13 protein-coding genes are annotated in these 12,754 nt (G+C 72.0%); 11 read left to right on the top strand and 2 right to left on the bottom strand.

What is annotated here, in order from left to right:
• Window positions 1–4 precede the first annotated feature (4 nt).
• Window positions 5–637, bottom strand: coding sequence for a hypothetical protein (locus ACP7BI_RS05050; protein WP_425844147.1), 633 nt, complete (start codon window positions 635–637; stop codon window positions 5–7).
• 118 nt (window positions 638–755) lie between these two features.
• Between ACP7BI_RS05050 and ACP7BI_RS05045 the strand changes: the two genes are divergently transcribed.
• The 6 genes from ACP7BI_RS05045 to ACP7BI_RS05020 all read left to right on the top strand — a co-directional run bounded on the left by ACP7BI_RS05045 (window position 756) and on the right by ACP7BI_RS05020 (window position 8,580).
• Window positions 756–2,252 carry an aspartate ammonia-lyase gene (locus ACP7BI_RS05045; RefSeq protein WP_211449740.1) on the top strand — a complete coding sequence of 499 codons (1,497 nt, stop codon included), beginning with the start codon at window positions 756–758 and terminating at the stop codon, window positions 2,250–2,252.
• Window positions 2,253–2,283: 31 nt separating this feature from the next.
• A complete protein-coding gene (locus tag ACP7BI_RS05040; RefSeq protein WP_425844146.1) occupies window positions 2,284–3,531 on the top strand; it encodes a PrsW family intramembrane metalloprotease in 1,248 nt (415 codons plus the stop codon).
• 97 nt (window positions 3,532–3,628) lie between these two features.
• On the top strand, window positions 3,629–3,898 hold the full coding sequence (gene rpsO / locus ACP7BI_RS05035; protein ID WP_021011779.1) for a 30S ribosomal protein S15: 270 nt from the start codon (window positions 3,629–3,631) through the stop codon (window positions 3,896–3,898).
• Window positions 3,899–4,172: 274 nt separating this feature from the next.
• Window positions 4,173–6,464, top strand: coding sequence for a polyribonucleotide nucleotidyltransferase (locus tag ACP7BI_RS05030; RefSeq protein ID WP_425844145.1), 2,292 nt, complete (start codon window positions 4,173–4,175; stop codon window positions 6,462–6,464).
• Window positions 6,465–6,536: 72 nt separating this feature from the next.
• Window positions 6,537–7,910: a M16 family metallopeptidase gene (locus ACP7BI_RS05025; protein ID WP_425844143.1), complete on the top strand. Its 1,374-nt coding sequence runs from the start codon at window positions 6,537–6,539 to the stop codon at window positions 7,908–7,910.
• Window positions 7,911–7,977: 67 nt separating this feature from the next.
• Window positions 7,978–8,580: a histidine phosphatase family protein gene (locus tag ACP7BI_RS05020; RefSeq protein WP_425844142.1), complete on the top strand. Its 603-nt coding sequence runs from the start codon at window positions 7,978–7,980 to the stop codon at window positions 8,578–8,580.
• A 34-nt stretch (window positions 8,581–8,614) separates the two neighbouring features.
• On the opposite strand, the gene ACP7BI_RS05015 is transcribed toward ACP7BI_RS05020, so the two are convergent.
• The gene (locus ACP7BI_RS05015) at window positions 8,615–9,088 is read right to left on the bottom strand and encodes a GNAT family N-acetyltransferase (protein WP_425844140.1); all 474 of its coding nucleotides are present in this window, start codon (window positions 9,086–9,088) and stop codon (window positions 8,615–8,617) included.
• A gap of 52 nt (window positions 9,089–9,140) precedes the next feature.
• Between ACP7BI_RS05015 and dapB the strand changes: the two genes are divergently transcribed.
• Genes dapB through dapA form a run of 5 tightly spaced genes read left to right on the top strand, consistent with a single transcriptional unit; the run spans window position 9,141 to window position 12,667 of the window.
• Window positions 9,141–9,845 carry a 4-hydroxy-tetrahydrodipicolinate reductase gene (dapB, locus tag ACP7BI_RS05010; RefSeq protein ID WP_425844139.1) on the top strand — a complete coding sequence of 235 codons (705 nt, stop codon included), beginning with the start codon at window positions 9,141–9,143 and terminating at the stop codon, window positions 9,843–9,845.
• Window positions 9,842–10,321, top strand: coding sequence for a hypothetical protein (locus ACP7BI_RS05005; RefSeq protein WP_425844137.1), 480 nt, complete (start codon window positions 9,842–9,844; stop codon window positions 10,319–10,321). The genes dapB and ACP7BI_RS05005 overlap by 4 nt, the downstream gene beginning before the upstream one ends.
• Window positions 10,318–11,163: a thymidylate synthase gene (locus ACP7BI_RS05000; RefSeq protein WP_425844135.1), complete on the top strand. Its 846-nt coding sequence runs from the start codon at window positions 10,318–10,320 to the stop codon at window positions 11,161–11,163. The genes ACP7BI_RS05005 and ACP7BI_RS05000 overlap by 4 nt, the downstream gene beginning before the upstream one ends.
• Window positions 11,164–11,171: 8 nt before the next feature.
• Window positions 11,172–11,699: a dihydrofolate reductase gene (locus tag ACP7BI_RS04995; RefSeq protein WP_425844133.1), complete on the top strand. Its 528-nt coding sequence runs from the start codon at window positions 11,172–11,174 to the stop codon at window positions 11,697–11,699.
• Window positions 11,696–12,667, top strand: coding sequence for a 4-hydroxy-tetrahydrodipicolinate synthase (dapA, locus tag ACP7BI_RS04990; protein WP_211449723.1), 972 nt, complete (start codon window positions 11,696–11,698; stop codon window positions 12,665–12,667). The genes ACP7BI_RS04995 and dapA overlap by 4 nt, the downstream gene beginning before the upstream one ends.
• Window positions 12,668–12,754: the final 87 nt, after the last annotated feature.

Below are 12,754 nucleotides of genomic sequence, written 5' to 3'. Positions count from 1 at the left end.
GCCGCTAGTCGCGGATGACCTCGTGCACCGCGACGGCGGCGTCGACGGCCTGCTGGCCCGTGAACGCGGCCTCGCCGCCGTCCCAGCCGACCGAGACGGTCTCGAACTGGTCGAAGAGGTTGACGGTGCCCGCGAACCGCTCGCTCAGCACGGGCGGCTCGCCGACGCCCATCACGAACAGGCCGCGCTCGTTCGCGCCCGCGTCGGGCACGATGAGGCGCGAGCTCGAGAGCGCGATGAGCTCGTCGGGCGCGAAGGTGATGCCGCTGAGCGTGAGCCGCAGCGTGTCGTCGCCAGCGGTCCACGCGCACTGCCGCTCGACCGCGATGTCCTCCTGGTCCTGCGCGTCGCTCGCCGCCTGGTCGAACGAGAGGCCGCTCGTGAGCTCGGCGACCGCGCCCTCGATCTCGGCGCACTCGGGGAACTCGGTCGGCGGCGCGATCGGGTAGCCCTCGGGCGCGTTCGGGTCGCCCTCGGCCGTCACCGGCGACTCGCTCGCCGCTGGCTCATCCGCACCTGGTAGCGGACCGAACGCCGTCGGCATGGTCGGCTCGACGCTCGACTCCGGGATGGGCGACGAGCAGCCGACGAGCGCGAGCGCGGCGAGGGCGGCGAGGGGGAGGGTCAGGCGATGCACCCCAGCACGATACCCGCGCCGCCCATGGTCGCGGGCTAGGCTCGGGGGAGCGGGAGAACCCCGCCCCCACGCACGCCACCGCGCCCGATCGGCGCGCCGCCACGGCAAAGGAGCCACCGTGACCGACACGCCCCAGTACAAGCTCGACCCCGCCCCGCAGGGCGAGCGCCACTACGCCGGCCCCACTCGCCTCGAGCGCGACTCGCTCGGCGAGCTGCCGGTGCCCGCCGACGCCTACTGGGGCATCCACACCGAGCGCGCCCTCATCAACTTCCCCATCACGGGCCGCTCGATCTCGGTCTACTCCGACCTCGTGAACGCCCTCGCGGTCGTCAAGCAGGCGTGCGCGCGCGCCAACCGCGAGATCGGCGTGCTCGACCCCGACAAGGCCGACCTCATCGACCGCGTCTGCATCCGCATCCGCGGCGGAGAGCTGCACGACCAGTTCAAGGTCGGCGTCATCCAGGGCGGCGCGGGCACCTCGACGAACATGAACACGAACGAGGTCATCGCGAACGCGTGCCTCGTCGAGCTCGGCCACCAGAAGGGGCAGTACGAGCACTTCCACCCGATCGACGACGTCAACCGCTCGCAGTCGACGAACGACACCTACCCGACGTCGATCAAGGTCGCGATGGCGTTCACGCTCCGGCGCCTGCTCGACGAGCTCGCGAGGCTCGCGGATGCGTTCGACCGCAAGGCGGTCGAGTTCCGGGACGTGCTCAAGGTCGGCCGCACGCAGCTGCAGGACGCCGTGCCGATGACGCTCGGGCAGGAGTTCCGCGGCTTCGCGGTGACGCTGCGCGAGGACTACGACCGGCTCGAGGAGACCATCAAGTGGCTCGGCGAGGTCAACCTCGGCGCGACCGCGATCGGCACCGGCATCACCGCCGACCCGCGCTACGCCGAGGCCGCCTCGCGCCACCTCGCCGAGCTCACGGGCCTGCCGATCGTGCCCGCCGCCGACCTCATCGAGGCGACGAGCGACACGGGCGTGTTCATGCTCGTCTCCGGCACGCTCAAGCGCGCCGCCGTGAAGCTCTCGAAGATCTGCAACGACCTGCGGCTGCTCTCGTCGGGCCCGCAGGCCGGCTTCGGCGAGATCTTCCTGCCCGCGAAGCAGGCCGGGTCGTCGATCATGCCCGGCAAGGTCAACCCGGTCATCCCCGAGGTCGTCAACCAGGTCGCGTTCGCCGTCATCGGCTCCGACGCGACGGTGACCGCGGCATCCGAGGGCGGCCAGCTGCAGCTCAACGCGTTCGAGCCCGTCATCGCGCACTCGATCCTGCAGAGCCTGCACTGGATGACGCAGGCGTGCCTCACGCTGCGCGTCAACTGCGTCGACGGCATCGAGGCGAACCACGAGCGGCTCGACCTCATGGTCGGCAGCTCCGTCGGCGTCGTGACCGCGCTCACGCCCTACCTCGGCTACGCGGCCTCCGCGCAGCTCGCGAAGGAGGCGCTCACGGGCAGCAAGTCGATCGCCGACCTCGTCGTCGAGGCGGGCCTCATGGAGCGCGAGCGGGTCGAGAAGCTGCTCGAGCCGGCGCGACTGTCGGGCCTGCACCCGGCGACCGCGGCGATCCCGGTGATCGTGCCCGACGAGCAGCGCTGATCCGCAGGTCGCCGCTCGGTACGGTCGCGGGGTGAACGCCACCTCGTCGCTCTCGCCCCTGCGACGCCAGGAGGGCCCGAGCGCCGGGCTCGTGCTCGGCCTCGTCGGCATCGGCGTGCTCGCGCTCGCCTCCTTCGTCGTCATCTGGTTCCTCGGCGGCGCGATCGGCAGCCCGCTGCTCGTCGCGCTCTCCGGCGTCATGGCGCTCGTGCCGCTCGGCTTCGTGCTGTGGGCGGTGCTCGCGATCGACCGCTGGGAGCCGGAGCCGCGCGTCGCGCTGTGGTTCGCGGCGCTGTGGGGCGCCATCGCGGCCGTGCTGCTGACCCTCGCGCTCAACGGCTTCGTGCTCGAGCCGCTCGTCGCGCCCTTCCTGCGGACGCCCGAGCAGTATGAGCTCTACGCGACCGTCATCCAGGCGCCGGTGACGGAGGAGCTGTGGAAGGGCGTGCCGGTCGCGATCATGTTCCTGTTCTTCCGGCGCAGCTTCGACGGCCCCGTCGATGGCGTCGTGATCGCGGCGCTGTCGGCGGCGGGCTTCGCCTTCACCGAGAACATCCTCTACTTCGGCACCTCGCTCGCCGAGAGCGGCGACGGCTCGTTCATCTTCTTCCTGCGCGGCATCATGAGCCCGCTCACGCACGCGATCTTCACCGCGGTCGGCATCGGGCTCGCGCTCGGCTTCGCCGCGCGGCTGCGCTCGCGCTGGTGGATCCTCGTCGCCGGCCCGGCCGGCTGGTTCGTCTCGGCGGCGCTCCACGCGCTCTGGAACTCCGCGAGCTGGTGGGTGCCGGGCGACACGGTCGGCTTCTTCGTCTACTACCTCGTCGTGCAGGTGCCGCTGTGCGTGCTCGCGGCGGTCGCGGTGTGGCTGCTGCTGCGGCAGGAGATCAAGCTCACGCGGCTGCGGCTCGACGACTACGGGCGCGCCGGCTGGTTCTCGAGCGAGGAGGTCGACCGGCTCGCCTCGAGCGAGGGCCGAGCGGCGCTCATGGAGTGGGCGCGCTCGCGCGGCCTCCGCAGGGCGATGCGCGACTACATCCAGACGGCGACGCGGCTCGCCAACCACCGGCAGCACGCGCTGCTCGGCCGCGAGCGTGCCCGCTCGCGCCTCGTCGCCGACGAGGCGACGCTGCTCGCCGACCTCATGCACCATCGCCGCACGATGGCGAGCGCCGCGATCGGCCAGCCGGTGCCGCTCACCGCGGGCGAGCGGATGCCCGTCGGGCAAGGGCCGGTGCAGCGGTACGGCGCCATGCCGCCTCGACCACCCCGCCCCTGACCTGGTAGCATCGTGAGGTTGCCGTTGACCGGCCGCGGATCCAGAGCGCTCATGCATCGGGCATGGGCACCGCGCTGCGACGAGAGAGGGGTTCCGCATGGGCCTGAATGCAGAGATCAAGAAGTCCATCATCGAGGAGTTCGCCACCCACGAGGGTGACACCGGGAGCCCCGAGGTGCAGGTCGCGATGCTGTCGCGCCGCATCAAGGACCTCACCGAGCACCTGAAGACGCACAAGCACGACCACCACTCGCGTCGTGGCCTGCTGCTGCTCGTGGGTCAGCGCCGTCGCCTGCTCGGCTACCTCCAGGACGTCGACATCGAGCGCTACCGCTCGCTGATCGAGCGACTGGGGCTCCGCCGCTAGTCCGCTTCGAGCGCTTCACGCGAAGGCCGTCCCGATCGGGGCGGCCTTCGTCATGCGCAGCGCGTTCCTGCCGTTTCGGGGATCCGTGCGGTAGCCTTGCCGAGACCGCGAGTCGCGGTCGTCGTGCGCCCATTCGCACCCGCTCTGAGCTGGTCGTTGGTGGAGGGCGGCGAAGCATCCTTCGACGCTCTCCACTGATGACCACTCCGCGCAGGCGTTGGCGCACGACTGACATGTCGTGCCCCCGCAGGGCACAGGAGAGGAGAGGCCCTTCATGGAAGGTCCTGAGATCACATTCGCCGAGGCCGTCATCGACAACGGCCGCTTCGGCACCCGCACCGTCCGCTTCGAGACCGGCCGCCTCGCGCGGCAGGCGCAGGGCTCGGCCGTCGCGTACATCGACGAGGAGACGATGCTGCTGAGCGCCACGAGCGTCTCGAAGCACCCCAAGGACTCGTTCGACTTCTTCCCCCTCACGGTGGACGTCGAGGAGCGCATGTACGCCGCCGGCCGCATCCCCGGCTCGTTCTTCCGCCGCGAGGGCCGTCCGTCGACCGACGCGATCCTCACGTGCCGCCTCATCGACCGGCCGCTGCGCCCCTCGTTCGTCGAGGGCATCCGCAACGAGGTCCAGGTCGTCATCACGGTGCTCGCGATCGAGCCCGACGAGCTCTACGACGTGCTCGCCATCAACGCCGCGTCCATGTCGACGCAGCTCTCGGGCCTGCCCTTCGACGGCCCGATCGGCGGCGTGCGCGTCGCGCTCATCGACGGCCAGTGGGTCGCGTTCCCGAAGCACTCGCAGCTCGAGCAGGCCGTGTTCAACATGGTCGTCGCGGGCCGCGTCGTCACCGCTGCCGACGGCAGCGAGGACGTCGCGATCATGATGGTGGAGGCAGAGGCGACCGACAACGCCTGGAACCTCATCGAGGGCGGCGCGCAGAAGCCGACCGAGGAGGTCGTCGCCGAGGGCCTCGAGGCCTCGAAGCCGTTCATCAAGCAGCTCGTCGCCGCGCAGGAGCAGGTCGCCAAGACCGCCGCGAAGGAGACGCAGCAGTACCCGCTGTTCCCGCCGTACTCGGACGAGGCCTTCGCGGCCGTCCACGAGCTCGCGGCAGAGCGCCTCGGCGAGGTCTACCGCATCGCCGACAAGCTCGAGCGCCAGTCGGCCGACGACCAGCTCAAGGAGCAGGTCAAGCAGCAGATCAACGAGCGCATCGAGCGCGGCGAGCTCGAGGCCGTCATTGCGACGCAGGTCTCGGGCGCCTACAAGGCGGTCACGAAGGAGGTCGTCCGCGGACGCATCCTCACCGACGGCATCCGCATCGACGGTCGCGGCCCCGCCGACATCCGCCCGCTCGACGCCGAGGTCGCGGTCGTGCCGCGCGTGCACGGCTCCGCGATCTTCCAGCGCGGCGAGACGCAGATCATGGGCATCACGACGCTCAACATGCTCAAGCTCGAGCAGCAGATCGACTCGCTGAGCCCCGTGACGAGCAAGCGCTACATGCACAACTACAACTTCCCGCCGTACTCGACGGGCGAGACGGGCCGCGTCGGCAGCCCGAAGCGCCGCGAGATCGGCCACGGCGCGCTCGCCGAGCGGGCGATCGTGCCCGTGCTGCCGAGCCGCGAGGAGTTCCCCTACGCGATCCGCCAGGTCTCGGAGGCGCTCGGCTCGAACGGCTCGACGTCGATGGGCTCGGTGTGCGCCTCGACGCTCGCGCTGCTCAACGCCGGCGTGCCGCTCAAGGCGCCCGTCGCGGGCATCGCGATGGGCCTCGTGACCGACGAGGTCGACGGCGAGACCCGCTACGCGGCGCTCACCGACATCCTCGGCGCCGAGGACGCGCTCGGCGACATGGACTTCAAGGTCGCAGGCACGCCCGACTTCATCACGGCCATCCAGCTCGACACGAAGCTCTCGGGCATCCCCGCCTCGGTGCTGGCCGGCGCGCTCACGCAGGCGAAGGAGGCGCGCACGAAGATCCTCGAGGTCCTGAACGCCGCCATCGACGCTCCCGACGAGATGGCGCCCACCGCGCCCCGCGTCATCAGCGTGCAGATCCCGGTCGACAAGATCGGCGAGCTCATCGGCCCCAAGGGCAAGACGATCAACCAGATCCAGGACGACACGGGCGCCCAGATCTCGATCGAGGACACGGGCGTCGTCTACATCGGCGCCGTCGACGGTCCCTCGGCGGAGGCCGCGCGCGCCGCGGTCAACGCGATCGCCAACCCGCTCAACCCCGAGCTCGGCGAGCGCTACCTCGGCACGGTCGTCAAGACCGCGTCGTTCGGCGCCTTCGTCTCGCTGCTGCCGGGCCGCGACGGCCTGCTGCACGTGACCGCGATGCGCGCGCTCAACGGCGGCAAGCGCATCGAGAACGTCGACGACGTGGTCTCGATCGGTCAGAAGATCCAGGTGGAGATCACCAAGATCGACGACCGCGGCAAGCTCTCGCTCGAGATCGTCGACGACTCGGAGCCCGTGGCCCCGGTCGCGGCGAAGAGCGACGATGCCGACTCGTCCGTCTCGTCGGTGTCCTCGGTCTCGGCCGAGTAGTCACCCACCCGAGCAGCCCTCGCCCCTGACGGGGCGGGGGCTTCTCGCATGCCGCGGCCGTAGACTGGCCGGATGCCTGCTGTCCCCCTCCCGCTCGACGTCCCCGAGATCGCCGTGGCGGCGGCAGGCGGCGCGGTCGTGCGCCGCAGCGTGCTGCCGAGCGGCGTGCGCGTGCTCACCGAGCAGATGCCGGGCGCGCTGAGCGCGACGGTCGGCTTCTGGGTGCCGGTCGGCTCGCGAGACGAGACGGGCGACGCGCGAGGCTCGACCCACTTCCTCGAGCACTTGCTCTTCAAGGGCACCCGCTCCCGCTCCGCCTTCGACATCGCGGTCGCGTTCGACGAGGTGGGCGGCGAGCACAACGCGCTCACCGCGAAGGAGCACACCTGCTACTACGCGAAGGTGCGCGACGTCGACCTGCCGATGGCGATCGACGTGCTCGCCGACATGCTGACGTCGTCGCTGCTCGACCCCGACGAGTTCGAGCACGAGCGCGAGGTCATCCTCGAGGAGCTCGCGATGGCCGACGACGATCCCGCGGACGTCGCTGGGGAGCGGCTGAGCGAGCTCGTCCACGGTGCCGAGACGCCGCTCGGCCGCCCCATCGGCGGCACGCCCGACTCGATCCGCGCCGTCTCGCGCGACCGGGTCGCCGAGCACTACGCCGAGCACTACGCGCCGCGCGACCTCGTCGTCACGATCGCGGGCGCCGTCGACCACGACACGGCGGTCCTGCAGCTGCAGGAGGCGCTCGTCCGCTACGGCTGGTCGCTCGACGCGGCCGCGCCGCGCGAGCGCCGCGGTCGCGAGCTCGCCGTCCCCGGCGCCGGCGGGCTCACGGTCGTCGCCCGGCCGCTCGAGCAGGTCAACCTCATGATCGGCATGCCCGGACTCACCGCAACCGACCCTCGCCGCAGCACGATGGCAGTGCTCAACGCGGTGCTCGGGGCCGGCATGTCATCGCGGCTGTTCCAGGAGATCCGCGAGAAGCGCGGCCTCGCGTACTCCGTCTACTCGTTCGCGTCCGGCTACGCCGACGCGGGCCTCGTCGGCCTCGCGGCGGCGTGCGCGCCGCGCAAGACGCTCGAGGTCGCGTCGCTCATGATCGGCGAGCTCGAGCGGCTCGCCGACGGCGCGAGCGACGAGGAGCTGCGCCGCGCGAAGGGACAGCTCGCAGGCGGCTCGGCGCTCGCGCTCGAGGACACCGACACGCGGATGTCGCGGCTCGGCCGCGCGGAGCTCACGCTCGGCGAGTTCCTCGACATCGACGCGACGCTCGAGCGCATCGAGCGCGTGAGCGACGCGGACGTGCGGGCGCTCGTCGCCGAGCTCGCCGCCGGACCGCGGTCGATCTCGGCGGTCGGCCAGGCGCCGGACGGCCTCGACGGGCTCGTCGTGTCCCCCGATGGCACTACGGTGGAAGGGGCGGCCACCACCGCCCGCTGATCACGAAGGGCGCTCCCGCGCGCCCACGGACGACCTGGGCGCGACGCTGCGCCCGCGGAAGGATCCCATGGCGCACCTGCTCTACCTCGTCCGGCACGGAGAGCAGCTCGACGCCGAGCACGGCGTCGAGGACGGTCGGCTCTCGGGTCGAGGGGTGCGGCAGGCGCACGCGATCGCGCAGCGGCTCTCCGGGGTCGCGTTCGACCAGGCGTGGACCTCGCCGCTGCAGCGCGCGACCGAGACGGCCGCGATCATGCAGGAGCGACTGCCGGCGGTGGAGTTCCAGAAGTCGGCGCTGCTGCTCGACTGCATCCCCTCGGGGCTCGAGGAGGACACGCCCGTCGGCTTCCACGGCTTCCTGAAGGCCGTCCGGCCCGCGGAGGTCGAGGCGGGCTCGGCGCAGATGCAGGATGCGGTGGCGCACTGGCTGCGACCGTCGCGCGGCGACGTCAACGAGCTGCTCGTCACCCACAACTTCGTGATCGGCTGGTTCGTGCGCGAGGTCATGCAGTCGCCGAACTGGCAGTGGATGGCGCTCAACCAGGCGAACTGCGGGCTCACGATCATCCGTCGCCGCACGGGCAAGCCGCCGCAGCTGCTCGTGCACAACGACCTCGGCCACCTGCCGCCGGAGGACCGCACGGGCCTCCCGCTCCCGCAGCCCTTCTGACACCGGCTGGCTGCTCAGCCAGCGGTGAGGCGGCTCAGCCCGCGGAGGGGGAGCCGACCGCCTTGCGGAACCAGGTCGTCGCGTTCGGGTTGTCGTTGTAGGCGGGGATCGACTCGTAGCCGCGCGTGACGTAGAGGCGGTTCGCCGGCTCGAGCGCCGCGTTCGTGTCGAGCACGACCTCGGTCGCGCCGAGCTCGACCGCGCGCGCCTCGAGCGCCGCGAGCAGCGCGGCGCCGGTGCCGCGACCGCGGCCGGCGGGGGCGACGTAGAGGTGCTTGATCTCGAAGCGCGACGGGCTCAGCCGGCGCAGGGCACCGCATCCGATCGCCTCGCCGCCGTCCCACGCGACGAGGAACGCGCCCTCGGGCGCGCGGAGCGTCGCGGGATCGGCGGGCTTCGGCGTGTAGGCACCGCCGACGAACGTGATCGCGCGATCGGCGAAGTAGGCCCGCAGGAGCGACTGGGCGAGCTCGGACGCGGGGTCCTCGAGGCGGATGTCGGCGTGCACCAGCCCACTGTACGGGCGCTGCGCGCCCGGCCCGCGCCGTAGGCTGGAGGGCATGGCATCGACGAGGCGCATCGGGATCGCGGGCGCGACCGGCAGGCTCGGATCGCTCGCGCTGCGGCTCGTGCGCGACGCCGGCGACCTCGAGCCGGTCGAGCTCGACGTGCGCGAGGGGCTCGACCTCGACGGCATCGACGTCGTCTTCGACGCGACGGTGCTCGGCGCGAGCCAGCAGCTCGTCGACGCGGCGCTCGACGCGGGCGTGCCCGTCGTCGTCGCGACGAGCGGCTGGACCGAGGAGCGCATCGAGGCGCTCCGTGCCCGAGGTGCCGAGCGCATCCGCATCGTCCCGAACTTCTCGCTCGGGAGCGTGCTCGAGACGCACCTCGCGACGATCGCCGCGCGTCACTTCACGGCCGTCGAGGTCGTCGAGGCGCACCACGACCGCAAGCGCGACGCCCCGAGCGGCACGGCGACGCGCACCGCCGAGGCGATCGGCGCCGTGCGCGGCTTCGTGCCCGCGACCCCTGACGAGCCGGGCCGGGGCACCGTGATCGCGGGCGTGCCGGTGCACGCGCTGCGCTTGCCCGGCGTCGTCGCGCGCCAGGAGGTCGTCTTCGGCGGCACGGGCGAGACGCTCACCATCCGCCACGACACGACCTCGAGCGACTCGTACGCCGCCGGCATCCTGCTGGCCCTCCGCGCCGAGGCGCAGCCCGGCGTGACGGTCGGCATCGGCGACCTGCTGGGGCTCTCGTGACCGACCGCCCGGCAGCGCGCACGAGCCTGCGCCGCGGCTTCGCGCTCGCGATGGCGGCCGTGCTCGCGCTCTACGTCGTGCTCGCCGGCAGCCGCGCCGTGCAGTTCGTCGCGACGGGGCAGCCGCTCGCGATCGCCGTCGGCGCCGCGCTCATCGTCTTCTTCCTCATCGGCGCGTGGGCGCTCGCGCGCGAGGTCGTCTTCGGCGTGCAGCTCGACCGCGCTGTGCGCGAGCTCGAGGCCGCGGGCGGCATGCCGCAGCCGCTGCCGCGCACGCCATCGGGCCGCGCCGACCGCGAGGCGGCCGAGGGCGCGTTCCCGGTCGCGAAGGCCGACGTCGAGGCGCATCCCGAGTCGTGGCAGTCGTGGCTGCGGCTCTCGATGGCCTATGACGCCGCGCGCGACCGCCGGCGCGCGCGCATGGCGGCGCGCAAGGCGCTCTCGCTCCGGAAGACCGCACCCCAGGAGGCACCATGACGGAAGGCACTGTGACCCAAGGCACCGTGACCCAAGGCACCGTGACCGCACACCCCTACGAGGCCCTGCTCGCCGACGTGATGGCGAACGGCAAGCACAAGGGCGACCGCACCGGCACCGGCACCCGCTCGGTGTTCGGTCGGCAGCTGCGCTTCGACCTCTCTGAGGGCTTCCCCCTCATCACCACGAAGCGCGTGCACTTCAAGTCGATCGCGCTCGAGCTGCTGTGGTTCCTGCGCGGCGAGTCGAACGTGCGCTGGCTGCAGGAGCGGGGCGTCACGATCTGGGACGAGTGGGCGGATGCGGATGGAGAGCTCGGCCCGGTCTACGGGGTGCAGTGGCGCTCGTGGCCCGACCGCGACGGCGGCACGATCGACCAGGTCGCGCAGGTCGTCGAGTCGATCCGCTCGAACCCCGACTCGCGGCGGCACATCGTCTCGGCGTGGAACCCCGCCGACATCCCCGAGATGGCCCTTGCGCCGTGCCACGCGTTCTTCCAGTTCGACGTGACCGACGGCCGGCTCTCGTGCCAGCTCTACCAGCGCTCGGCCGACATGTTCCTCGGGGTGCCCTTCAACATCGCGAGCTATGCGCTGCTGACGCACATGGTCGCGCAGCAGACCGGCCTCGAGGTCGGCGACCTCGTCTGGACGGGCGGCGACTGCCACGTCTACGACAACCACGTCGAGCAGGTGGAGCGGCAGCTCTCGCGCGAGCCGTACCCGCTCCCGACCCTGCGCATCCGCCGTCAGCCCGACAGCATCCTCGACTACGAGCTCGACGACTTCGAGGTCGTCGACTACCAGCACCACCCGGGCATCAAGGCGCCGGTCGCGGTCTGATGATCGGCATGATCTGGGCGCAGGCGCGCGGCGGCGTGATCGGCGACGCGGGCGACATGCCGTGGTCGCTCCCCGAGGACATGGCGCGCTTCAAGGCGATCACCATGGGCCACCCGGTCGTGATGGGCCGGCGCACGTGGGAGTCGTTCCCCGCGCGCTACCGGCCGCTGCCGGGGCGCGACAACATCGTCATCACCTCGAGCGCCGACTTCGACGCGCCCGGCGCGCGGGTCGTCTCGAGCCTCGACGAAGCGCTCGCCGCGGCGCTCGCGCTCGACGACGAGGTGTGGATCGTCGGCGGCGGCCGCGTCTACCGCGAGGCGATGGCGCGCGCCGACCGGCTCGAGATCACCGACATCGAGCTCGACGCGACGGGCGACACGACGGCTCCGACCCCGGATGCGTCGTGGCACGAGGTCGCGCGCGATCCGGCCGAGGGGTGGCACGAGAGCCGCAGCGGGCTGCGATTCGCGTACCGGAGCCTCGAGCGGTCGCCGATCAGGCCGCGCGACCGGCACGGTAGCCTGGTCGAGTGAATCCCAATCCCTTCGGCCAGGTGCTCGTCGCGCTCGTGACGCCGTTCTCCGCCGACGGCGAGGTCGACTGGGACGACGTCGAGCGCCTCATCGACGACGTCGTGACGCACGGCGCCGACGGCATCGTCGTGTCCGGCACGACCGGCGAGACGTCGACGCTCACCGACCCGGAGAAGATCCGGCTCGTCGAGGTCGCCAAGGCCGTCGCGGGCGACCGCGCGAAGGTCATCCAGGGCGGCGGCTCGAACGAGACCGCGCACGCGATCGACCTCTACCGGCAGGCGGAGCGAGCGGGCGCCGACGGCGTCATGATCGTCACGCCCTACTACAACAAGCCCACCCAGGCCGGCGTGCTCACGCACTTCCGGCTCATCGCCGACGCGACCGACCTGCCCGTCATCCTCTACGACATCCCCGGCCGCTCGGGCATCCCGATCCGCTACGAGACGCTCCTGCGCGCCGCGAAGCACCCGAACATCCTCGCCGTGAAGGACGCCAAGGGCGACTTCGCCGAGGTGAGCCGCGTGCTCAACCAGACCGACCTGCTCTACTTCTCCGGCGACGACGCGAACGTGCTCCCGCACCTCGCGATCGGCGCATCCGGCCTCATCGGCGTCACCGCGAACATCGCGCCCAAGCCGTACCGCACGATCGTCGACGCCGTGAACGCGGGCGACCTGCACACCGCGCAGGCGCAGCACCAGGCGCTCGAGCCGCTCGTGCGCGCGACGATGACGCACGTGCCCGGCACCGTCTCGACGAAGTACATCCTGCACGGGCTCGGCCGCATCGGCAGCCCGCGCGTGCGCTTGCCGCTCGTCGGCCCCGAGGACGCCGAGGCGGCCCTCATCGAGGATGAGCTCGCGCTCGTCACCGGCGTCGACGGCCTCGACCTGAGCCGCTTCCGCCCCGACCGCAACGCCGCCGCTGGCGGCGCCCTGCCGAAGGTGCACGGCACGACGCGCTGAGCGCGAGAGCACGTGACCGCATCCACCCCACAGCCTTCCCGCGCGCGAGGAGCGCGCACCCCACATCCGCTCGCCCCGTGCGAGCCG

Origin of the sequence: Agrococcus sp. TSP3-2-1 (assembly GCF_049897585.1) — a bacterium.
In the GTDB taxonomy this organism is placed as follows: Bacteria; Actinomycetota; Actinomycetes; order Actinomycetales; family Microbacteriaceae; genus Agrococcus.
This window is presented reverse-complemented; position numbering and strand designations above follow the sequence as displayed.